The sequence below is a fragment of the Nostoc sp. genome, from assembly GCF_036918245.1.
Lineage (GTDB): Bacteria > Cyanobacteriota > Cyanobacteriia > Cyanobacteriales > Nostocaceae > Nostoc.
Genome location: NZ_JBALEF010000038.1, coordinates 1 through 22,227, shown reverse-complemented (window position 1 = coordinate 22,227; position 22,227 = coordinate 1). Strand labels below are relative to the sequence as shown.

Annotated in this window: 18 protein-coding genes and 2 pseudogenes; 11 read left to right on the top strand and 9 right to left on the bottom strand. The window is 41.5% G+C overall.

Features of this window, described 5'->3' with window-relative positions; all coding sequences use genetic code 11:
* Positions 1 to 15 precede the first annotated feature (15 nt).
* Positions 16 to 1,155 carry a Gfo/Idh/MocA family oxidoreductase gene (locus V7L12_RS08920; RefSeq protein ID WP_335083956.1) on the bottom strand — a complete coding sequence of 380 codons (1,140 nt, stop codon included), beginning with the start codon at positions 1,153 to 1,155 and terminating at the stop codon, positions 16 to 18.
* A gap of 442 nt (positions 1,156 to 1,597) precedes the next feature.
* Between V7L12_RS08920 and V7L12_RS08915 the strand changes: the two genes are divergently transcribed.
* From V7L12_RS08915 to minE, 7 genes are all read left to right on the top strand, one after another.
* Positions 1,598 to 1,762, top strand: a complete 165-nt coding sequence (locus tag V7L12_RS08915; protein WP_335083954.1) for a hypothetical protein — start codon at positions 1,598 to 1,600, stop codon at positions 1,760 to 1,762.
* 96 nt (positions 1,763 to 1,858) lie between these two features.
* Entirely contained in the window at positions 1,859 to 2,353 is a 495-nt protein-coding gene (locus V7L12_RS08910; protein WP_335083952.1) for a DUF29 domain-containing protein, read from the top strand.
* A 40-nt stretch (positions 2,354 to 2,393) separates the two neighbouring features.
* The gene (locus V7L12_RS08905) at positions 2,394 to 3,056 is read left to right on the top strand and encodes a hypothetical protein (RefSeq protein WP_335083950.1); all 663 of its coding nucleotides are present in this window, start codon (positions 2,394 to 2,396) and stop codon (positions 3,054 to 3,056) included.
* Positions 3,057 to 3,214: 158 nt separating this feature from the next.
* Positions 3,215 to 4,537 (top strand): four-carbon acid sugar kinase family protein, encoded by a 1,323-nt coding sequence (locus tag V7L12_RS08900; protein ID WP_335083948.1) that lies wholly within the window; start codon positions 3,215 to 3,217, stop codon positions 4,535 to 4,537.
* Between the two features lie 198 nt (positions 4,538 to 4,735).
* Positions 4,736 to 5,776, top strand: a complete 1,041-nt coding sequence (gene minC / locus V7L12_RS08895) for a septum site-determining protein MinC (RefSeq protein WP_334819370.1) — start codon at positions 4,736 to 4,738, stop codon at positions 5,774 to 5,776.
* Positions 5,777 to 5,948: 172 nt separating this feature from the next.
* Entirely contained in the window at positions 5,949 to 6,755 is an 807-nt protein-coding gene (gene minD, locus V7L12_RS08890) for a septum site-determining protein MinD (protein ID WP_104908781.1), read from the top strand.
* A 36-nt stretch (positions 6,756 to 6,791) separates the two neighbouring features.
* Positions 6,792 to 7,082, top strand: a complete 291-nt coding sequence (gene minE, locus V7L12_RS08885; RefSeq protein WP_104908780.1) for a cell division topological specificity factor MinE — start codon at positions 6,792 to 6,794, stop codon at positions 7,080 to 7,082.
* 280 nt (positions 7,083 to 7,362) lie between these two features.
* On the opposite strand, the gene V7L12_RS08880 is transcribed toward minE, so the two are convergent.
* The 3 genes from V7L12_RS08880 to V7L12_RS08870 form a co-directional block, all read right to left on the bottom strand.
* Positions 7,363 to 7,569: a Txe/YoeB family addiction module toxin gene (locus V7L12_RS08880; RefSeq protein WP_273768708.1), complete on the bottom strand. Its 207-nt coding sequence runs from the start codon at positions 7,567 to 7,569 to the stop codon at positions 7,363 to 7,365.
* A gap of 25 nt (positions 7,570 to 7,594) precedes the next feature.
* On the bottom strand, positions 7,595 to 7,954 hold the full coding sequence (locus V7L12_RS08875) for a type II toxin-antitoxin system Phd/YefM family antitoxin (RefSeq protein ID WP_334819374.1): 360 nt from the start codon (positions 7,952 to 7,954) through the stop codon (positions 7,595 to 7,597).
* 378 nt (positions 7,955 to 8,332) lie between these two features.
* Positions 8,333 to 9,667 carry a hypothetical protein gene (locus tag V7L12_RS08870; protein ID WP_335083946.1) on the bottom strand — a complete coding sequence of 445 codons (1,335 nt, stop codon included), beginning with the start codon at positions 9,665 to 9,667 and terminating at the stop codon, positions 8,333 to 8,335.
* Between the two features lie 1,117 nt (positions 9,668 to 10,784).
* On the opposite strand from V7L12_RS08870, the gene fmt reads away from it, so the two are divergent.
* A complete protein-coding gene (fmt, locus tag V7L12_RS08865) occupies positions 10,785 to 11,789 on the top strand; it encodes a methionyl-tRNA formyltransferase (RefSeq protein ID WP_335083944.1) in 1,005 nt (334 codons plus the stop codon).
* A gap of 83 nt (positions 11,790 to 11,872) precedes the next feature.
* Here fmt and V7L12_RS08860 read toward each other — a convergent pair whose 3' ends face one another.
* Complete coding sequence (locus tag V7L12_RS08860; RefSeq protein WP_335083942.1) at positions 11,873 to 12,226, bottom strand: DUF6464 family protein; 354 nt, start codon at positions 12,224 to 12,226, stop codon at positions 11,873 to 11,875.
* Positions 12,227 to 12,371: 145 nt separating this feature from the next.
* The gene (locus V7L12_RS08855) at positions 12,372 to 13,883 is read right to left on the bottom strand and encodes a hydroxysqualene dehydroxylase (RefSeq protein WP_335083940.1); all 1,512 of its coding nucleotides are present in this window, start codon (positions 13,881 to 13,883) and stop codon (positions 12,372 to 12,374) included.
* Positions 13,884 to 14,134: 251 nt separating this feature from the next.
* On the opposite strand from V7L12_RS08855, the gene V7L12_RS08850 reads away from it, so the two are divergent.
* On the top strand, positions 14,135 to 15,037 hold the full coding sequence (locus tag V7L12_RS08850) for a class I SAM-dependent methyltransferase (RefSeq protein WP_335083938.1): 903 nt from the start codon (positions 14,135 to 14,137) through the stop codon (positions 15,035 to 15,037).
* A 188-nt stretch (positions 15,038 to 15,225) separates the two neighbouring features.
* Here the strand turns inward: V7L12_RS08850 and V7L12_RS08845 are convergent, their stop codons facing one another.
* Positions 15,226 to 17,274: a potassium channel family protein gene (locus V7L12_RS08845; RefSeq protein ID WP_335083936.1), complete on the bottom strand. Its 2,049-nt coding sequence runs from the start codon at positions 17,272 to 17,274 to the stop codon at positions 15,226 to 15,228.
* Positions 17,275 to 17,302: 28 nt separating this feature from the next.
* Positions 17,303 to 17,419, bottom strand: a pseudogene (locus V7L12_RS08840) (GNAT family N-acyltransferase); the annotation flags it as partial.
* Positions 17,420 to 17,568: 149 nt separating this feature from the next.
* Here V7L12_RS08840 and modB point away from each other — a divergent pair.
* Positions 17,569 to 19,371, top strand: coding sequence for a molybdate ABC transporter permease subunit (gene modB, locus V7L12_RS08835; RefSeq protein WP_335083934.1), 1,803 nt, complete (start codon positions 17,569 to 17,571; stop codon positions 19,369 to 19,371).
* Positions 19,372 to 19,604: 233 nt separating this feature from the next.
* Here the strand turns inward: modB and V7L12_RS08830 are convergent.
* Positions 19,605 to 19,886: pseudogene (locus V7L12_RS08830) on the bottom strand (IS630 family transposase); the annotation flags it as partial.
* A gap of 542 nt (positions 19,887 to 20,428) precedes the next feature.
* On the opposite strand from V7L12_RS08830, the gene V7L12_RS08825 reads away from it, so the two are divergent.
* Positions 20,429 to 22,227, top strand: a 1,799-nt coding sequence (locus V7L12_RS08825) for a DUF4347 domain-containing protein (RefSeq protein ID WP_335083932.1), incomplete at its 3' end; no start/stop codon positions are given.

Genomic DNA, 22,227 nt, shown 5'->3' with positions numbered 1-22,227 from the left:
TATTTTAAAGCTACTTTACGACTCGCCAGAAGGTGCAGCAGCATGAATCAAGTCTGGCTTCTCGTCAACAGGAGGACGCTCAATAGTTTGAGCCGATGTGGGACGTTGATGGCGTAGTTTACCGCCGCAGGCATCGCGAGTTTGGATCTGCACAGGTTTACCCGTCTCAATTGAGTGATAAAGTGCTTGAATGATACTAACATCAATCAATCCTTCCGTACCAGATGGCTCTGGGTTTTTATCTTGCAGAATACAATCAGAGAAGTAGGTAAATTCAGCGGCTAATTGATCGTGATCCTCAAAAGTACGCTCTTGAGTTTCACCATTAATTGTCAGGTAATGCTTCAGTTCTCCCTGCCAAGCATAAGCAGGTTCTACTCGTAAATCGCCTTGAGTACCTACAATCTGATAAGTCGAAACACTTGCCCCTCCAAAGCTACAGGTAAATGTTGCCAATCGCTCATTGGGAAAACGCAAGATGACACTAGTCATTTCTTCTACTTCGCTGAAGCGTTCTTCTCCGTTATTGGCAGCTACAGCAAATACTTCAATTGGTTCATCTTGCAATATATAACGTGCAGCATTAATGCAGTAGATGCCAATATCATAGAGCGTGCCACCACCTGTGGCATCTCGTAAACGAATATTGCCTTCTTCTACTTGCTGAGTAAAAACCGAGTTGAAAATTCGTGGTTCACCAATTTGCTTTGAGCGGACAATTTCAACTGCTTGTAAATTGGCTTTTTCTAAATGTAAGCGGTAGGCAATCATCAGCTTCACATTGTTGTCATTGGCAGCTTTAATCATTGCCTCACACTCATCTTCTGTTACTGCCATTGGTTTTTCACATAACACATGAATTCCCTGATTAGCAGCCCGCACAGTGTAGTCACAATGCAAGTGATTGGGCAGCGCAATATAAACTGCATCAACCTCACCACTTGCCAGACAATCTTCATACTCCTCGTAAGAGTAAGTATGGTTTATACCGTACTTTTTGCTCAGTTCTTCGCTTTTTGTGGGATCATCTGAAACCAGTGCGACTAATTCTGAGTTTTCAGTGTGTACAAAGGAAGGTAAGGCAGCTTGTTGGGCAAACCAACCTAAACCAACAACGGCATAACGAATTTTACGCTGATCATTTGTAGCAGTCATTTTTATACCTCATGATGAATGAATAGCTTGGTAATTTTAATGCCCTAATATAACGCCATGTGCAACTTTACTCTCAAACCTAACCCCCAACCCCTTCCCTACTAGCGTTGGGGAGAAAGAATCAAAGCCTCTCTCTGTTTCGGGGAGAGGAATGGAAGCGGGGTTTTAACAATAAGTCGCACATAGCGTTAATTACGTGCAAGTTATGGCTAACTGTTTATCTGCTTCAATTAATGAAAGAATGTCTGTTGCTTTAGTTTTAGCTATCTTTTCCCTTCACTAATAATCAATTTCTAGGGCTGAGAATTTGGAGGTTGATGAATTATATCTCGTATATTCTCAGTGACTTGGTAAATTAAAACCTCATTCTTTCAGTAAGCTTTAGTTCAAACTTAAGGAATATTTCTGGTATTGCACTCTAACTGAAATTCATAACCTTGGCATGATGGATACTGAGTATGGAGCATTAGCAGCCCAAGGCTACGATCCCAACCTGGAACACCAACTGAAGATTTCCGCACAGGCCAGTCGCTTATATAATCAATCAACCAACAACTTAACTTTCTTTATTATGATGGTGTCACAGGGAGTATTTTTATTTTGGTGAGAGATTGGAGGCAATTCTGAGTATTCACAACCTGAAGCAAAATTGGTGTATAAAATACACAGTGTATAATACAAATAATAGTAGTTTAACAAGTGTATGGTGATCGAAATACAACCAATAACTCAGACTTTATATGACCAAGATTATTACCTTTGGCTCAGGACAACCATCAACCAACTTCGCAATAGTCAGTTTTCATCTGTGGATTTAAATAACTTAATTGAAGAGTTGGAAGATATTGGCAGGAGCCAGAAGCGAACGGTGAAAAGTTTGTTAATTCGACTTTTTGAACATCTGCTTAAGCTCACATACTGGAATGTGGAACGAGAGCGAAATGAAGGGCACTGGAAAGGTGAAATTAGGACATTCCGTAGAGAGATTAAGGATGAACTTAAAGATAGTCCTAGTCTTAAGCCTTACATCTTAGAAATATTTGATAAATGTTATCAAGATGCAAGGACAGAAGCAAGCGATCGCTCTCAACTTGCCATTGACATATTTCCCTTTATACCCATTGGTTCTTTAGAACAAATCTTAGATGAGAACTGGTTTCCTGAATATAACCACAATCATCACGGTAAACCCGATTAAAATGAATACGCAACTTGGGTTTCCATAGGAGTATGCAGACGTGCAGCCGGACTTAATAGGCTTGGAAATTAGTAAGGGGGAACTGAGACGTTTGACTGGGTTCGATCCAGAAGACGTTTTTCGTCCTTCGGTTTTGCGAGATGGCAAAAAGCGATTAGGATTTTTTATCAGTGAAATGCTGGTGACGCTAGCGCTAACGCCAATAATTGTAGGCTTTGTTTACGCTTTTATTATTCTGCCAACAATTGGTTCTTCAGTTCGACTAGGAATTCTTTTACTAATTTTAGTGCCAATGCCGATATTAGTGGGGCGATGGCTGTGGCGACAATTAACCTGTCCTGAAGGACTGACAATACTTTTAGATGAAGTTGATAAATATCATGACCTGGTTGCTGCCATCGATATCAATGACCAATTGGCAGCATCAGGAAACGTAGAAAGCAGTATCGATGACCGAGATAAAGTAACCGCCGCCTTGCAACTAATTAGAGAAGATTTAGTCCGCGCTCTGAAAACGGAACGAATTTTGCGAGATAATAAAAAATTGCTTGCTAATAACCAAGAGTTATTTGTGAATAATTTAGCCAGTCTGCGAGCTTTACAAGTTAGTAGTCAAGCAGGTGAATATGCTCAACTGCTAAATCAATCATTGCAAATTGCGATCGATGTACAAGCAGAAATCAGAAAATTGCATAAAGGCTAAGAGAATGTTTGTAAAAGCGGCTACACGAGACAACACCTGCCTCCGTAGGTTAGAAAATCCTTGATTTTGATTAGTCCACGGAGATAGACGTTGCTTGTGTACTAGTGACTTCTACTCACCCAACACTTTCCCAGAAAACAATCGCCCCGTTGACTTAAATGAGCAACAAACCCAAAATAATTGTCCTGGATGATGACCCTACAGGTTCTCAAACAGTCCACAGCTGCTTGCTGCTAATGCACTGGGATGTGGAGACTTTACGCCGTGGGTTGCAGGATGATTCGCCGATTTTCTTTGTGCTGACTAATACTAGATCGCTAACGCCAGAGTCAGCTGCATCTATCACCAAAGAAGTTTGCCAGAACCTGAAAATCGCTTTGAATGCTGAAGGAATCGACGATTTTCTGATTGTCAGCCGTTCTGATTCTACTTTGCGGGGGCATTATCCTATTGAAACAGATGCGATCGCACAAGAACTTGGCCCCTTTGATGCTCATTTTCTCGTACCAGCATTTTTTGACGGTGGACGCATCACCCTCGACAGCGTGCATTACTTGATTATTGGCGGTGTACCCACCCCAGTCCATGAAACCGAATTTGCCCGTGATTCCGTCTTCAGCTACCATCACAGTTACTTACCCAAGTATGTCGAAGAAAAAACTCAAGGACGAATTAGTGCCGAAGCTGTAGAAAGGTTTCTCCTATCCGATATTCGCACTGCTAGTTTGGAACGATTGTTACAACTTCATGGTAATCAGTGCGCTGTCGTCGATGGTGAAACTCAAGCCGATCTCAACCGCTTTGCAGTAGATATATTAGCAGCCGCAAGTCAAGGGAAACGCTTTTTATTTCGTAGTGCAGCAAGTATTTTAACGGCTTTAGCCGCTTTACCACCCCAACCAATTGCCGCCGAAAACATGGCGCAGTACGTGCGCCAAGGCAAACCAGGTGCGGTGATTGTTGGTTCCCATGTGAAAAAGACTACCCAGCAATTAGAGGCGCTGTTGCAAGTAGAGGGAACTGTAGGAATCGAAGTGAATGTAGCACGATTACTTGATGATGCAAATCAATCTGCGGCATTACTAACTGAAATCCAAGAAAGCACACGGGCGGCACACGAAGCTGGCAAAACACCAGTGGTTTATACTAGCCGTCAGGAACTAAATTTTAAAGATGTCAAGACACGATTGGAGTTTGGGGAAAAAGTTTCAAGTTTATTAATGGATATTGTCCGCGGTTTACCATCTGATATAGGATTCTTAATCAGCAAGGGTGGCATTACTTCAAACGATGTCTTGAGTACTGGACTAGCTTTAACTTCAGCCCGTTTACTCGGTCAAATTTTAGCTGGTTGTTCAATGGTGTTAACGTCATCCGATCATCCCCAGTTTCCTGATTTGCCTGTAGTGCTGTTTCCAGGTAATGTCGGCGATGCTGATGCCTTGGTGACAGTTTATCAGAGGTTGACCGTACCAATTTGAGATTTTAGACTTTCCTGCGGAACGCTACGCTCAGTCGAACGATTTTAGATTAAAGAGTCTTTTGGTTAATGTCGGACTAATATCCCGCTACACCAACACCTCTTGTGAGTGACACAAATCCAAAATCCAAGTTGCGCTGTCAGCGCACCAAAGGTGCGACCTAAAATTTAAAATCTGTTGTCTTTTGGCTAGTACTGCATGACTTCTGATTCTGCGATTCCCAATCTAAAGTCAAATTCTGCACTTCCGAATGCAGAATCAAACTCTATCCTTTCTGAGATAGAGGTAAATTCTACTGTTTCTGATGTAGAGTCAGATTCTATCCTCCCGGATGCTGAGTTAAAATCTGTCCTCCTTTATTTAAAATCAAATACTGTTCTTGGGGATGTAGAGTCAAATTCTGCTAACCCAGATGTAGAGTCAAATACTGATGCCGGATCGGATTTTATCCTGACTGACTTAAATCCCGATGAGTTAGCATTGCCAGGGCATCGTGTAAATGATAATAGTCAAGTCCAGTTAAAAAGTAAGGAGGGACGACTTTTATTAATTTTGCCCTCGGAATCTCAAGTATCTGCCTCAGAACTCACTTGGTCTGATATTTGGCAACAAATAAGGCAACGTCTAAGTGCAGGCGATCGCTTCCGTGTATCTAATACACCTGTGCATTTAATGGCACAAGACCGTTTAGTAGATGCCAGACAACTCCAAGAACTCGCCGAAGCTTTAAGTGAAGTCCAACTCCAGCTGATATCTGTCTCGACGAGTCGGCGGCAAACTGCGATCGCTGCCGTGACATCGGGGTATTCAGTGGAACAATTACAGCCCGTAACTTCCCTGAATTCAGAGCCAACAGCTACAGCGATCCCCCAAGAAGATGCCCTCTATTTAGAAATGACAGTCCGCTCTGGAGTAGAAATTCGTCATCCTGGGACAGTAATTCTCTTGGGAGATTTAAATCCAGGTGGTATTGTAATTGCAGATGGAGATATTATTATCTGGGGTCGTCTGCGTGGAATTGCTCATGCTGGGGCTGGAGGCAATAGTGAGTGTCTGATTATGGCCTTGCAAATGGAACCAACCCAACTGCGGATCGCAGATGCTGTAGCTAGAGCACCAGAAAAACCGCCAATCCAGTTTTCTCCAGAGGTGGCACATATTACGCCCCAAGGAATTCGTATCGCTAGGGCGACTGATTTTTCCAGAAACCAATTCACCAAGAGCAATCAAGAACCATAAATATTCACTTAAAGAATGAAGTATAGAAGTAAAGATGAAATAAAACAAATATTCATGCCTCACCCTGATCAGGGAGAACAGATATTTCTTCATACTTGATACGATACTTCATACTTTATACTGCAATTTACTGTTTTATATTTCCTGAACCCTCATTGACCGCATTTCTATCATGACTCGCATTATTGTGATTACCTCCGGTAAAGGAGGAGTGGGTAAAACCACAGTTTCAGCAAATTTGGGTATGGCTTTAGCCAAAATGGGGCGTCAAGTTGCTTTGGTTGATGCGGATTTTGGTCTGAGAAATTTGGATTTGCTCTTAGGGCTGGAAAACCGCATCGTTTATACTGCGGTAGAAGTCTTAGCCAGAGAGTGCCGTTTAGAACAAGCCTTGGTGAAAGATAAGCGCCAACCCAATCTCGTACTCCTGCCGGCAGCCCAAAATCGCTCCAAAGATGCAGTCACACCCGAACAGATGAAGTTATTGGTGAATGCACTAGCGCAAAAATATCAGTACGTGATTATTGATAGCCCTGCCGGTATTGAAAATGGGTTTAAAAATGCGATCGGCCCGGCCAAAGAAGCGCTAGTTGTTAGCACCCCAGAAATTTCTTCAGTTCGTGATGCCGATCGGGTAGTGGGGTTACTTGAAGCACAAGGTATCAAGCGTGTTCATTTAATAATTAACCGCATCAGACCTTCAATGGTGCAGGCAAATGATATGATGTCAGTGCAAGATGTTCAGGAACTTCTCGCCATTCCCCTGATCGGGGTAATCCCTGACGACGAGCGTGTTATTGTATCTACCAATCGCGGCGAACCCTTAGTGTTAGCAGAAAATCCCTCTTTAGCTGCTACAGCCTTTGAGAACATTGCTCGTAGACTAGAAGGGGAAAGTGTCGAATTTCTGGAGATCGACTCGTCCCAAGACAGCATCTTCGCTCGTATACGAAGGTTGTTCAGGACAAAGATTGTTTAACTTACCTTTCCAGTCTCCGCCCCAGACCTATTCGTAATGATTGAACTTCTAGAAAAACTTTTTTTTCGCGGCCCTGATAGCAGTCGAACTCAAGTTAAACGTCGCCTGCAATTGGTGATTGCTCACGATCGCGCTGATATAGACCCTCAAACGTTGGAAAAAATGCGGAAAGAAATCCTAGATGTAGTCTGTCGCTATGTTGAAGTTGAGACGGAGGGCTTGGAGTTCTCCTTAGAAAGCAACCAACGAACGACAGCTTTAATTGCGAATTTACCCATCCGCCGAGTCAAAGGAGCTATACCTGAGTGGGAAAGGGGTGATAAATAAGTTTTTATAGTTTTAATCTTAGAGGATAGGAATAGGACAACAAGCGAACGCTTTTGAGTTAAGTGTTAGAAAATAATTAAGAAAAGGAACACTAGTTTTGTCCAACAAGCTAGGTAAATAAATGCGAGTATCCCTTTTCTTAGATGGTGCAAACTTCTTCTATATGCAGAGAAATTGTTTGAGGTGGTGGACAGACCCAAAGAAAATTTTAGATTTTGTAAGAACAAAAGGCGAATCGCAAGACTAAATAATGCTACTTATATTTTGGGATAATTAATAGTTAATAATGATAACGAGCTTGTAAAAAATTTATTTCATCATCTTTTACAAGATATACAATTCTATGTTCTTGTGTTAAACGGCGAGACCAAGTATTAGGATCTAAATATTTTAAAGGTTCCGGCTTACCTTTCCCCTTAAAAGGATCTTGGCAAGTCTCTTTGACAAGATCCAAAACTTTAAGGGTAACTCGTTGATCATTTTCCACCCAAAATTTCAAGTCTTCTAAAAATTCAGGTTGAAATACTGTTTTTCTTTGCTTTGGAGTTACTGGAATTTCTTGTTTTGGTTGGTTTTTGAGGTTCTTCTTTTTGGTCAAATCCTAACTCCTTACTAAGATCATCCAAGCTTTGAGATTTCACAACTCCTGATTTAGCTCGATTTAAAGCTGTTAGCAAACGTTCAGCGTTACGGGGAGAACGTAAAAGATGAGCAGTTTCTAGAATACTAGAAAGTTCATCAACAGGTATTAAAGCTACACTTTCAGCATTACGACGTGTAATGATTACAAAATCGCGTTCTGAAGTAACTTTCTGGCACAGTTCAGACAGCTTTTCTCGTGCTTGTGTGTAAGTATAACTAGCAGAAACCATAAGTATCAAAAGTTCCGTTTTTACTTGTAAATTGAATTAAGTACATTATCGATTAACCTGTACACAAAGTCTGTACAGGTTGATGCTTTTATCGTAACATAACAGAAATTGATAAAGTAAAATTTTCAAAAAACCTGGTCAAGCAATTCTGACTAATTGGGGTCAAAAACATTGTAAGCTGTGGATTACAGGGTCTACAGTCTAAGAGGGTGTTTGAAAAATTTTGAAGAGTCAAATTTTATGCCAGTTGCCGCACCATAATGTTGACACTAGTGGTAGGATGCCCACCCCACAAGAATCATCCCTATTTTAGGCAACGCCAAAAAAATCCCGTTGTCAGCAGTGATGACAACGGGAGTATATAGGATTTTTTATAGCTTATCGGTAGGCAACTTGTGGGCCTGCCCAAATTTCTGTCACCTTTTTACCAAAAGTAATCGGCCGATCGTTGTCTGTTGTAGTGATAGTCTTGCCATCATTAGCAACTTGCATCAATGGCCAGTTTTCCTCGCCCAATTCCCCTGCACGGAATAACACATGATCCGGTTGGCTTTTACTCCAGCCTAACAATATGGCAATTTTTTCATGTTCTTCCTCACTAACAGGAGCTACTGTGTTAGCGTGATTTTTTTGCCGATCCCAAATCACTGCACTATCTGTAGAATCACCTGTGTTAAATATACCTTCAAACTTGCGTGCTAAGAAGCGATCGCCTTTTTCTGACCAGCTAACTGGAACTAGTACCCCAATTTTACCGATCGTATCGGTTTCTTCTGAAGACTCTGCTTTTACAGCCTTTACCTTTAATAAAGGATCGCTAACTGGAGTCGTTGAAGCCATCACCCACAATTTCTTAGTTTGCATATCTTGGACAAACAAAACGCTGGTGACACGGCTGTTGTACATTTGGGGTTTTACCTCCAGTTGCACCCGACTATAAACAGCATATTTACCATCTGGAGAAATCACAGGTACGCTCCGATAGTGACGCACTCCAGAACCACCATTAGAAGCAATAGCTTCTTGAGTTGCTGTAATCCATTTCCAAGGAATCGGATGAGGACTACCGATGGGATCTATTTGTTCTGCTTGGGACTCATTAACTGGTTCCACAACAGGTATTTCGGTCGTTGTGGTTGATTGAGATTCTCTAATAGTTGGTGCTACTTGAGTTGCTGTCAATGATTCAGTAAAAGACTTTTCTCTAGAGAGATAATTTTCTTGTGCTCTCAAAGACTTGACATTAGCTGCTTTGAGTTTGCGTATTAAATTAAGTTGACTAATAGGAACATCTGTTGATGGTGCGAGTTCAACTGCTGCCAAAGAATCAGGAACAGTTACATCGCTTAAATCTAAATCGCTGTTAGAGAGATAATTATCTACTTCAGTCGAAGACTCAATTTTATCCGCTGGTAATACTTGCGGTTCCTGAACCGCAGTACTTTGTGTTGGCACAGAGTCAAATTCTTCTGTTATCGATTCGATTTGATCTGTTTTTAATGTTTCAGCTATTTCAGGTTCCCCAACTACAGCTATTTCCTTTGATACAGAGTCAGATTCTCCAGCCATCGAAGTTAGTTTATGTACTTCGGATCTTACTGGGAACGAGTGAGCCGATGCTCCTAATAAGGGTGCAATTAGTATCACAACGACAACGTAATTGAGAAATGGTTGTGTGCGGAACCATCCTGACAGCAAAAGGGGTTTAAGCATTTGTAGACTCTCTAGAGGGGGCAATTGCTATGTGAGAAGCAATACATCAACAGCAATGGGGCAGGTGGTAGTTATATGTATAACAAGAAACTAAAAGTAATGACGAAATAATATCTTCAAAGTTTGCAGAGTTTTACAAAAATTAAGTATCATTGTCTACACCTTTTCTTACTTAGGTACGGGATATTTTTTTGCAAAAATATGCGAGTATAGTAAATATGCTGACAACTCAGTAATTACTACACGATATATAATGTCCCTATACCTAAACAGACCAAAAATAAGTCTTGGTTAAGCGATATTTAGGAATAGTTTGAGGAATGACGCTGGCAAATAAGAGATAATCTAACTTAGCTACCGGGGATCGTACTAGCGATCGCTAGTACACAGCAAATAAGCTAGGTTACACACTAAATATAACAGCGCAAACCCTCATGATAGTAAATGTGAGGCGTTAATTAAAAACCTGGGAAAGCGGACGCATAATACATCATACTCAGAAGATATTGCTATCAGCAACCCAAAGTTATAAATTGCTATCTAAACTACAAAAATAGTTAGAAGACGCAATAGTTTTTCGGAAATTTAACTACATTTAAAGCTAATTTCGGGAAGACGATCGGAAACACAACAAAATTCACTCGGTAGATGCTCTAGCGACTCGCAAAGAAAAACCACTAAGTGATTAGTTTCACTAGAGGCAAATGCGGCTGATACTAGCTGTTACGCTTGTCAACTTAACTATTAAGTTAATCAAGCAGCCTTTGGTTTCATGAATACGAAAGTATTGTACCACCAAACAGCCAATATTATTTACAACTAACAACTGTATTTTGCAACTGCATCCTGAATACAGGAGCCTGCTAGATGCTGGCTTAGTGCATTCTGTTTCAACATGCAACTTAAATGTTGTCAGTTATGAGGGGCGCACTTACGATTAACTAATAGAACTCTTGCACAAATGCAAAATTCGCCCTCATCCCCTTCTCCCAATTTTGAGAGAAGGGGAGCCAAATTCAAAGTCCCTCTCCCAAGCTTGGGAGAGGGATTTAGGGTGAGGCTTTTTGATTAATGCAAGAAGTCTAATGACTGACGACTAAAAACTACTAAATTATTAATGAAAATTGTATTTTTTGGTACACCCCTGTTTGCTGTACCCACCTTGGAAAAATTATTGAATCATTCAGAATTTGAGGTGCTGGCGGTTGTCACCCAACCAGATAAACGCCGGGAACGCGGAAATAAACTTACGCCTTCACCTATAAAAGCGATCGCAACTGCTCACAATTTAGCAGTATGGCAACCTGAACGGGTGAAAAAAGATACTGAAACTTTAAGCAAACTCAAACAATTAGATGCAGATGTGTTTGTTGTTGTCGCTTATGGACAGATTTTATCGTCAAAAATCTTAAATATGCCAAAATTAGCTTGCATTAATGTGCATGGCTCGATTTTACCCAAATATCGTGGTGCAGCCCCGATTCAGTGGTGTTTGTATAACGGGGAGAGGGAAACGGGGATCACCACCATGTTAATGGATGTGGGAATGGATACCGGCGCAATGCTCCAAATAGCCACTACACCTATTGGATTACTGGATAATGCCCAAGATTTAGCCGATAGACTAGCAGAAATCGGTGGGGATTTGTTGGTGGAAACTCTGTTGAAGTTGGAACGTAAAGAAATTCAACCAATTCCCCAAGATAATTTAGCAGCGACTTATGCACCTCTAATTCAAAAACCAGATTATGCTTTGGATTGGTCAAAAAGCGCGATCCAATTACACAATCAAATTAGAGGCTTTTACCCTAACTGCACCGCTACCTTTCGTGACAACTTGTTGAAAATTACTGCTTCTGCTCCTCTTGGTTCTGTAGGCGATCGCGATCTCCCACCAGAATTACAAGAATTAATACATAAATTGCCTGATTTGTCAAACGTATCAGATCGAGCGGGAGTTGTAATCAGCATTGTCAAAGGAATTGGCGCGATCGTCCAAACTGGGGAAGGTTTATTGCTGTTGCGAGAGGTTCAGTTAGCCGGTAAACGTCCCCAGTCGGGATGGGATTTTGTTAATGGTACGCGCTTAACTGTAGGAGAAGTTTTTGGTGCGGGAAGCTGACGCGGATGGAAGAGATGAAGGAGATTAAGGAGAATAATTTTTAGCTCCTAACTCCTGTACAGACGCGATTAATCGCGTCTCTCCTAAGACTTTTCATAAAAGCGGCAAGATTCGCAAGGGCCATCTGGGTTGACTGCACAGCGAATGAGTTCTGAATGAGCATTGTAACAGCAGGTGGCATCACCGATTACCCAACGTCCCGCTACCAAACTTTTCTCAGATGGTCGTTTAGCAGACTGTACATAAATGGCAATATTATGCAAGCGGTAGCGCCCAGCTTGAAGCTTGTATCTATGGCGGCGCTCTAAAACTGCGTAGGTTTTACCTTCAAAATCGAGATAGTTTCCGGGTTGGGGTGTCCAATCAAGTTGCACTCTACCAAGGGACTCACGCGGGTGCGTCAGAATCACCTCAGTTTGTAAAGAGTCTGGCTCCATAAGCTTATGTGATTTGATTTACATTATAAGGATAGTATCGCGATCGCTTTCTTTAGCTTACCGAATTTAAATTACAATTGATGATTAACTAGATTTGCGAGAAATATACATACAGTAGGGATGCACTGCTGTGCTACCCTACAGATTACGGCAACCAGAAGTTAGGCAGGATAGATTTACTCAATTTACGCAAAGTTTGGTTGAGCGATCGCGCCACTTGGATATGCACTTCATCCTCTTCTACAGCTAAAATCTCGGCTGGCTGACCTTCTCCCAAATAAGACACCACCAAATTCGCCGCCTCCAAACCAGTAACATAAGCCTTTTCCTGTGACCAGGAACCATGACGGTTCACAATCCAATCCCCACTCATAAATACATTCTCAAAACTTGTCTTAGCAGGCAACATATAACGATAGCTGCCAGGTGCAAAGTGAGTCACTGCTTGAGGTAGCCGAATTATACTACTATCAATTATCTTTGCCTCCCCAAATGCTGGTACACAAGTTGCTAAATAACCCTGAACTATTGCTAAAATCTCCTCATCGCTCAAACCCAGAAACTGATTTGCGTGATAGAAATCAGCTTCAATCACTGTTCCCGGCTCATCTCGATATTCATCATGTAGAGCATTCAAATCAAAAAACGTCCAACCTGTAGTTGTGTCGAATCCAAAACAAGCATTAGAAGGACGAGGAATATCAATTTTACGGTCAAACCATAGTCGCGTTGCTAAAACATCAATTGCTCCTAAATTGCTCAAATTACGGAATTCTTCACGGCTTTGTAAACTAGGGCTAGTTGAGACAATTTTCTTCATACCCGTGATTCCAACCGCAAAAATCACGGCATCTGCTTCAATTACTTCATCACCGCAGACCACACCTTTGGCTCGATGATTACTATCAACAATTAAATCTGTAACCCGACGCTTGGGCAACACTCGCACACCAGCTTTTTCAAGACGTTCCACCCAAGGACGAAATATCTTTTCTCCAACAGTTCCCCGACACCAAACCACATCAAAATCTGGTTGATGAGCCAGAATAAAAAAGTAAAGCATCCCTAAAGTTGCGGCGGCTGAACACTGTTCACCAGGAGCAAACAAGCCCACTAATAACATCGGTTCAAAAGCCTCGCGGTAAAGTCGTGCAGAAACGTTAAAATCTTTGAATAATTCACGGGCAGTTACAAAATCATAGCGCCGCCAAGCTGCATCAGAATTGTCAAAATCAACAACAGAATAAAGTAAAGGCAGGGCGCTGAGACGGTCAATCAGTGGCAATCGTTTAAACTGAGTGTAGAGAAAAGTTCCCAGCGGCGAGGGGAGTCGCGGTAAATCTTGAAAAATTGGTGATTCAACTTCCAAACCTGCTGGCGAATATTGCGAAGAACGAGTCCAACTAGTAAAAGGATTAATTTCTAATTCATTGATTAGGGAAAAAATATTTTTGTAGGGATACCAAAACCCATGAATGCCAGCTTCAACAGATTTTCCGGCAGATGTTTGCCAACCTGCCACCAATCCACCAGGATAGGGGCCTGCTTCGAGAAGTGTCACATCATAACCTTGTTTTGCCAAATGGTAGGTTGCTCCTAAACCAGCCCAACCAGCACCTACAACTACCACCCGTTTTTGTTGTAACCCTCCTACCATCGCAGCCTCCAATTGTTGCAGTCCATCAACTAATGTATACGAACTTGTGTTCTAATCGGGCAAGGGTTGTTATTATAGCGGTTTTCACTTGGATGCAATAGGCGTTTTGCTAGCACATTCCATAGAATTTAAAATAGTTATAGCCTTTAAAAAAGGCTTAGGGAAAGCCGTTCAGTAAAAATCACTTGCGGTTAATGCTGAGTTAAGAGTATAACAGAAAACAGACTTCACTATTGATGAGGATAATCATAATGTCTCAATTAGCAAATGTAAAATCCAGTCTAAATGACTTTGAATTACGAGATGGAATTTATTTTCCTAGCGACTATGAACAATTAACTAATACTCAACATAAAAAAACATGGGACGCAATTGGTAAAACATACTATGGTTCCCAAAAAATTGAAAAAATTGCAGCGACATCGCCCATTAAACAAGATTACACTCTGCTAACTGGTACGCCTGGAGGTACTTGGAACAAATTTCCGTTGAATAAATCTGTCGGTTCTATTTTAGAAATTGGTTCTGGTTATGGTCGCGCACCTTTACATCTCTCGAAAGCGAAAAATCTGAGATGTGAGAAATATTACGGCATTGATATTTCTGAACCTTTATTACGGCGGTTAATCAAGGTTAAACAAGAATACAACTTTTTCCCAGAAGCTGAATTTAACTTGATTTGCACTTCTGCTGAAACATTGCCTTTAGAAGAGAATTCTATAGATTTGGTAATTTCTAACTGCGTTTTTATGCATATCCCAGATGCCCAATTAAGAAATTTGTTGGCTGATATATGTCGTGTGCTAAAACCTGGTGGAATTTTTGTTTTTAATCATTCCTTTCACAATAAGTCTTGTCCTTCTCATATTATTCATAATTTTATCAGAAGGCTGAACCCATTTGTGAGAAATCCAGTTTATCTCAAGCAATATTCATCTGCTGAAATAGAAGAAATGTTAGCTACTGCTGGTATGAAAGCGAAGTGTCCACAATACATTGTCGAACCAACAGCAGAATATGCAATTTTGCCGGAAACCATCAAAGGGATTCCTGTGCCGTTTGCTAATGCTATCAACAGAAGTCTCAAGCCATCAGATAATTTAAAAGAAACTTTGGCTTACGGTTTTAGTGCCTACAGTACTCAACTGGACTAATTAAGAAACTCTCTGGTTGTCACAATGAACTGAATAAAAAGAATTTACAAAAGCACAACAATGTTGTGCTTTTACTTTTATAATAAATACCTATGAACTTTGTTTTTTGTTTTTTGTTTTGAGTTTGATTATTTAGTCTAAACTCCAATAATTATCCGCAGATGATATTACTTCTAGATATCGGAGATTTAAGGTTGCCCAATATAGATTACATTTGCCAAAACTTGCACTTTTGTTAACTCGCGCACGAGACGTTGAGCTTGATGTTTATAAAGTGGTATCGGCAACACTCTAGGCAAATTATTCATCCATTGCCTAGCGGTAGTGGGACTACATCCCGTAATTAAAACTATCTCTTCAGCACCATATATAATTGCATTTGTAGTCAGAGCTTTTTGAATCCGCACCTGCCAAAGGCGAGGCAGCATTTCACCCCATTCAATTCGCTGCAAACTACTGCTTGTGGCTAAAACAATCAAGCGATCGCCAGCATCAAGCTTAACATCATACCAGGGCATTAAAGAATAATTGTCTTGCTGATATTTCTGGTAAAGAATCGGTACAACACTGTAACCAGATGCTATTTCAGATAAAAGCAAACCATTCAGGGTATCGCCATCTTCAATCTTGTATTCCGTTACCATGACTATTTGCTCGTTCAAGTGAAACAAGCTCAGAACATTTTCTCCAAAAGCAGCACAAGCAAAGACTTCTGCCGACAAAGCCGCGCCACATATAACTTGAGCATAAGGGAACAGAGGGGCGACATTATCACTAAATTGGCGGTCTTGAGAGCGGATAATCAAGGTAGTGGCGGGGTTGATTGCATGAGCCATCAAACCAATTTCCAGATTTTCCATATTATCGTCCCCAACTAAAATGATGCTTTTAGCATGGGAGAGATTCGCCTTCACGAGTGCTTCGGTAGCATCACCAACGATAAGGGGCATATCGGGTAAAGTTTCTTGGTTGAGAGTAGTAGGATGAATTCCTACTAACGGCTGGTTAAGTTCTTGCAAAAGAGCAGCCACTTTTTGTCCCAAGCGATTTAAGCCAATAATTACCAGATGGTTGCGTTGTGGTATGGGAGGACGAGAATTGAAAAAATGGAATCTTGAAGTGACAAGAGCATCAGTCAGCAGTGCATATAATACTCCCACGAAAGCTTGACCTGTCAATGTCAGTCCCAGGCTAAACAACCTCAACCACCAAGGGATAGCGTCTGAGGGTTTTGATTGCGATGCAAACTCAACACCGCCAAATAAATCTCCGTATCCTCCCAAGAGCAAAATTGCTGTCGCATAGAAAGCTTCTTGGATGGTAATTTCAGGATAATATAAGCGATAAAGAACTATTCCAACAAACCACAGAATGAGTACAGTAATCGCATAGATTGTCGCAATTCGCCGGATTTGATTTTGGCTTTGGTAGTAAGATTGCCAAAATTGCACTATTTTATTCTTGAGATTTTTCGCTGTGATACCTTGAATAAACTGTTGCCACTGCCACTTTTGGCTATGAGATTGCCGACGTTGTTCAGAGAAAGCTAAATCGTATGCAACATCAATGTAAACTAGCGTGTCTCCTACCTGTACTTCTGCCTCTGGATTCCAGCCAAACAATTCTTTGGGTGGGTTAGATGAAACAGGTTTGTGACTCAAGATGCGGCGAGTTGTGAGATTGAGTCTATGTACTGGCTTGCCATTACACCAGCTATCTTTCGCTTGTACCTGGTGCTTTATCACTTGCAACAGTTGCCCTTCTAAGGTGAAATATCCAATAGCTTCAGAACCAAGGGCTGTCAGAGCGAAGGCATGAGCTGAAAGATGAGTAGGTTCAAAGGCAACAAAATTGCCGAGATTTTCCCACAAGAGTTTGTTGAAATTTTGTTTGTCAGAACGTACAATCAAGCGAACGTGCGGATTAAGACGGCGTGCTGCAAAGGCAGCTTCTATATTTATCCGCTCATTTCTGGTTACTAAAAGTATTGAACGACACTGCTTTATACCTGCTTGCTCTAGAACACTGGGCTGGCGACAATCTCCTATGATTAACTTTTCTAGTAAGTTAGGTACTTCTGGAACTTCCCAATGTTCGGGCTGCACATCCTCAATGGCGCTGACTTTAACATCGTATTCTTTGAGGATTGCAACGCAATGTTGCCCTAAACTTTTGAGTCCGCATACTAAGAAAAGGTCTTGGGGTTTTTTTTGATTGCTGGTAGGAGGAGGATGCACTTTCTGTTGACGGTAGCATTCGATACTGCTAACAGGATGTGTTGACTAGGGTTTTTACACTTCGGTAATTCCCAACAATTTTACCAGCTGGTTTTAAGATGAGTATCAAATGATAACAAACTGTATCGAATTTTGATATTTGATACCCAACTGAACGCGAGTTTTGTTGAAAGCTTGGCTAGTTTTTGGGATTTCTTCGATTGATTGTGATGTAATTTACCAACTTTTTCCAACATATTAAAGCTAAAGTTGGTAAATTAGGGATTAGTTGAGCTAATTCTTCCCTACGCAACTATGCCATTGGATTTATCGCCTCTTTGGATATCACTCAAAACTTCATTACTTGCCACATTTATCACCTTCTTTTTGGGTATCGCTGCTGCTTACTGGATGCTGGGATATCGTGGCAAAGGTAAATCGTTGATTGAGGGTATCTTTATTGCACCCCTGATTTTACCGCCCACAGTTGTCGGGTTCTTGTTGCTGCTATTTTTTGGCAAAAATGGCCCTGTAGGGAAATTCATGGAAACTTTTGACTTCACCATCGTCTTTACTTGGTATGGTGCAGCGATCGCAGCCACGGTAGTTTCTTTCCCTTTAATGTATAAAACTGCACTGGGAGCCTTTGAACAAATAGATGGTAATCTGCTGCGAGTAGCTAGAACTCTTGGTGCAACTGAAACTACAATCTTTTGGCGCATCAGTTTACCCCTAGCACTACCCGGCATTGTCGCCGCCACAATGCTCGCTTTTGCCCGTGCTTTAGGAGAATTCGGCGCAACATTGATGCTGGCTGGTAACATTCCAGGAGTTACGCAGACAATTCCAATGGCGATTTATTTTGCAGTGGAAGCGGGAGCAATGAATGAGGCTTGGTTTTGGGCGATCGCTATTATGGTGATTTCTCTGTCTGGAATTATTGCAGTCAACTTCTGGCAAGAATTGAGGGAAAAGAGGAGGGGAGTGGGGAGCAGGGAGCGGGGAGCAGGGGGAGAAATTCTTTATACTCCGCAATCTACTTTTGAATCTGGTAGATTATTAGTCAACATTGAAAAAATCCTTCCTAGCTTTGATTTAAAAGTTGCTTTCACTACCGATGAGCAACCCCTGGGATTGTTAGGAGGTTCTGGAGCAGGTAAGAGCATGATTTTGCGCTGTCTTGCGGGGATAGAAACGCCCACAATTGGGCGTATAGTTTTAAATGACAGAGTACTGTTTGACTCAGAACAAGGAATTAATGTACCCAGCCGCGATCGCCGCATCAGTTTTTTAGTGCAGAATTACGCTCTGTTTCCGCACATGAGTGTGGCGCAAAATATCGCTTTCGGTTTGCCCAAAAAACTATCTGCTGGGAGTATTCGAGTACAAGTTGAGGAGCAACTAATAGCGATGCAGTTGCAAGGATTAGGCGATCGTTATCCGCACCAACTCTCAGGGGGACAACAACAACGGGTAGCCTTGGCAAGAGCATTAGCAAGTCAACCGGAAGCATTACTTTTAGATGAGCCGTTCTCGGCACTTGATACACATCTGCGTAGTCAATTAGAGCAGCAAATGACAGAAACTCTAGCTGATTACCAAGGTGTGACTCTATTTGTCACCCATAATATGGAAGAAGCTTATCGCATTTGCCCGAATCTATTGGTATTGGAGCATGGTAGAGCCGTTCATTATGGTAGCAAATATGATATTTTCCAGCATCCTGCTACTGTGAGTGTCGCCCAACTCACTGGATGCAAAAACTTCTCTCGTGCTGTTCTCCAGTCATCGCAACAGATAGAAGCGACTGATTGGGGTTGTACTCTGAAAGTAATTGAACCAATCAAGAGCGAATTATCCCACGTTGGTATTCGTGCCCATCAGTTCATTTTTACCAACGACTCATCACAGGAAAATACCTTTCCCTGTTGGGTAGTACGAACAAGTGAAACACCCCATCGAATGACATTGTTTCTCAAATTACATTCGGTTGGCAAGAACTCTCAAGATTATCATCTGCAAGCTGAAGTCTTCAAAGAAAAATGGGCGACGATGAAAGACCAACCTTTTCCTTGGTATGTGCGTTTAGATCCTCTGCGCTTGATTTTGATGGAGTGAACGCAGAGATATATGTAACAGATGGCGTTGCATAAAATGCTTGTGGAGGGTTGGGTTAGACTACAACCTGAAAATCGTCGTACTCTAGTTCACTGTAAAACAAGAATTGCATCAGCTAAAAGGCGATCGCTGCTGATATTTTGCAATTAGACCATATACTAGCGTACAAGTTAGAAAGTATGGGGTTAGCCAAACTAAATAGTAATCAATTGACTATAGCGATCCTAAATTATTTATGAAAAAAAATCATACTCCTTGAGCTTAGAATAGTCAAAAATTTGAAAATGGATTGATAGCTTAAATAACGCTTTTACTACAGTAAAAGAATGATAGGAAGAATAAAGTTCTTCTTACAATCGTTTTGCTTGCAGCAAAATATCTTCTACAGGATTCTTTTGTGGTGCATTGGGGGCAAATCTGAAGCAGATGAGCAGCCATTGTTCTTTTTCAGGTTCAGGATTTAATGAATCTAGATAATCTTGAATTGGCTGCGGACGATTATAGCTTGCACCATCACAATTTTATCATCTGTGGAGGTGCTCAAAGCGTTTAGACTCAGACAGGCTGAAATTATTGATAATAGTGTCAATAAGGTTAATTTGGACATGAGCTTTAGAAGCGATCGCGAAATGTCTAATTGAGCTTCAATGCCTGAGAGCTTTGTTCTAGTTGGATTAGAGAAAATACCAATATTTTCAAATTAACCTGCAGAATGTGATTTGTTCTGTAATTTTTAATAATTTATTACGTATTACAAATCGGTAATTTTACTGTGGCAATCATTGGTTTTTGTAAATAGTCTTAGGTTGATTAGCTCGCCCGCTTTGCCAAAAGACCGTTGCTTTTGTTTGATTACTTTGTGATATGTAACCCAACATAATTAACGCTATTTTATTACTTTCATTAGAGAATATTTAAAACCTTGTTTTTTCGAGCTTGGTTCCAAACAAGAGTTTTTTATATTTACCAAGCAAGCGAGACTTTGAAAAAGATTCAAACTTAGCATCTTTTTTCTCTCACCAGAAACATAAACACTGTGCATTTTGTAAGATAAATTATGTTGAACCCAATACCTACCAGGATTGCTACCAAGTCTACTCAAAACCTGAATAAGAAAATTTCTGTTAATCGCCTAGTTTTCATCGATTCACAGGTGGACAACTACCAAACCTTGGTAAAAGGTGTTTTGCAGAATACTTCTGTCGTAGTTCTAGATAACGACCGGGATGGCATTGAGCAAATTAATCAAGTGCTGGCATTGCATCAGGGAATCAATAGTCTGCATATTGTTTCTCACGGCGCACCAGGACGAGTCTATTTAGGGAACAGTCAACTCAGCCACGAAACACTCAATCGTTATGCAGCGCAACTGATGGGTTGGGCAAGTGCGTTGAGTGCAGATGCACAACTGCTACTGTACGGTTGTGAAGTAGCTCAAACAGAGCAAGGCATGGCATTTGTCCAGCGCCTGAGCGAACTGACAGGTGTAGTAGTAGTGGCATCTGATAATTTAACGGGCAGTGCTGCATTAGGCGGTGACTGGGCACTGGAAGTGAACATGGGGGTAATTGCTCCTTCTTTAGCATTCCAGCCAGAAGTTATGGCAGCCTACGCTTCAGTACTAGCTGTAGTACTTCCTGACACCAGCTTTAGCAGTGATGGTAAAGTCACTACTGATTTAGGCTTTATCGCTATTGATATCGGCCGCAGTGTTGCTTTACAAACCAACGGCAAAATTATCGTTGCAGGAGACAGCAACGGTGACTTTGCCTTAGTGCGTTACAACACTGATGGCTCACTTGATACTAGTTTTAGCAGTGACGGCAAGGTTACTACTGATTTAGGCTTACTCAGCATCGATATCGGTTACAGCCTTGCTATACAAGCGGATGGTAAGATTATCGTCGCCGGAACTAACGGCACTGACTTTGCTCTAGCACGTTACAACAGCGATGGCTCACTCGATACTAGTTTTAGCAGTGACGGCAAGGTTACTACTGGTTTCGGTCTTACCATCGACATCGCCCACAGCACTACTGTACAAGCAGATGGCAAGATTATTGTCGCCGGAACTGACGGCACTGACTTTGCCCTAGCGCGTTACAACAGTGATGGCTCACTCGACACTAGTTTTAGTAGTGATGGCAAAGTCACTACTGATTTCGCCTTACTTGCCATCGACATCGTTTACAGCACTGCTGTACAAGCAGATGGCAAGATTATCGTCGCCGGAGTGAGTAACGGTGACTTTGCCTTAGCACGTTATAACAGCAATGGCTCACTCGACACTAGTTTTAGCAGTGATGGCAAGGTTACTACTGATTTCGGCTTACTTGCCATCGACATCGTTTACAGCCTTGTTGTACAAGCAGATGGCAAAATTCTCGTCGCCGGAGAGAGTAACGGTGACTTTGCCTTAGCACGTTATAACAGCGATGGCTCACTCGACACTAGCTTTAGCAGTGATGGTAAGGTTACTACTGATTTCGGCCTCCTTCCCAACGAAATTGCCTACAGCCTTGCTGTACAAGCAGATGGCAAGATTCTCGTGGCAGGAGTGAGCAACAATGACTTTGCTCTAGTGCGTTACAACAGCGATGGCTCAATCGACACCACTTTTGACAATGATGGCAAGGTCAGTACTGATTTAGGCTTACTCACCCTTGACATTGCCTATGGACTTGTTCAACAGCCCGATGGCAAGATTATCGTCGCTGGAACTGACGGTACTGACTTTGCTGTAGTGCGTTACTTGGTTGACGAAGTTCCTACAGACTTGGGATTGAGCCAGTTAAATGTTAATGAAAACGTACCTGATGGGACAGTAATTGGCACATTTACCACTACAGACGCAGA

What these genes read in the sequence shown, in the direction of transcription:
- V7L12_RS08870 (WP_335083946.1), bottom strand. Translation starts at nt 9,667, where the DNA reads ATGCTTAAACCCCTTTTGCTGTCAGGATGGTTCCGCACACAACCATTT.
- V7L12_RS08850 (WP_335083938.1), top strand. Translation starts at nt 14,135, where the DNA reads ATGTCTCAATTAGCAAATGTAAAATCCAGTCTAAATGACTTTGAATTA.
- V7L12_RS08900 (WP_335083948.1), top strand. Translation starts at nt 3,215, where the DNA reads ATGAGCAACAAACCCAAAATAATTGTCCTGGATGATGACCCTACAGGT.
- V7L12_RS08875 (WP_334819374.1), bottom strand. Translation starts at nt 7,954, where the DNA reads ATGGTTTCTGCTAGTTATACTTACACACAAGCACGAGAAAAGCTGTCT.
- V7L12_RS08855 (WP_335083940.1), bottom strand. Translation starts at nt 13,883, where the DNA reads ATGGTAGGAGGGTTACAACAAAAACGGGTGGTAGTTGTAGGTGCTGGT.
- fmt (WP_335083944.1), top strand. Translation starts at nt 10,785, where the DNA reads ATGAAAATTGTATTTTTTGGTACACCCCTGTTTGCTGTACCCACCTTG.
- V7L12_RS08915 (WP_335083954.1), top strand. Translation starts at nt 1,598, where the DNA reads ATGATGGATACTGAGTATGGAGCATTAGCAGCCCAAGGCTACGATCCC.
- minD (WP_104908781.1), top strand. Translation starts at nt 5,949, where the DNA reads ATGACTCGCATTATTGTGATTACCTCCGGTAAAGGAGGAGTGGGTAAA.
- V7L12_RS08910 (WP_335083952.1), top strand. Translation starts at nt 1,859, where the DNA reads ATGGTGATCGAAATACAACCAATAACTCAGACTTTATATGACCAAGAT.
- modB (WP_335083934.1), top strand. Translation starts at nt 17,569, where the DNA reads ATGCCATTGGATTTATCGCCTCTTTGGATATCACTCAAAACTTCATTA.
- V7L12_RS08860 (WP_335083942.1), bottom strand. Translation starts at nt 12,226, where the DNA reads ATGGAGCCAGACTCTTTACAAACTGAGGTGATTCTGACGCACCCGCGT.
- minE (WP_104908780.1), top strand. Translation starts at nt 6,792, where the DNA reads ATGATTGAACTTCTAGAAAAACTTTTTTTTCGCGGCCCTGATAGCAGT.
- minC (WP_334819370.1), top strand. Translation starts at nt 4,736, where the DNA reads ATGACTTCTGATTCTGCGATTCCCAATCTAAAGTCAAATTCTGCACTT.
- V7L12_RS08920 (WP_335083956.1), bottom strand. Translation starts at nt 1,155, where the DNA reads ATGACTGCTACAAATGATCAGCGTAAAATTCGTTATGCCGTTGTTGGT.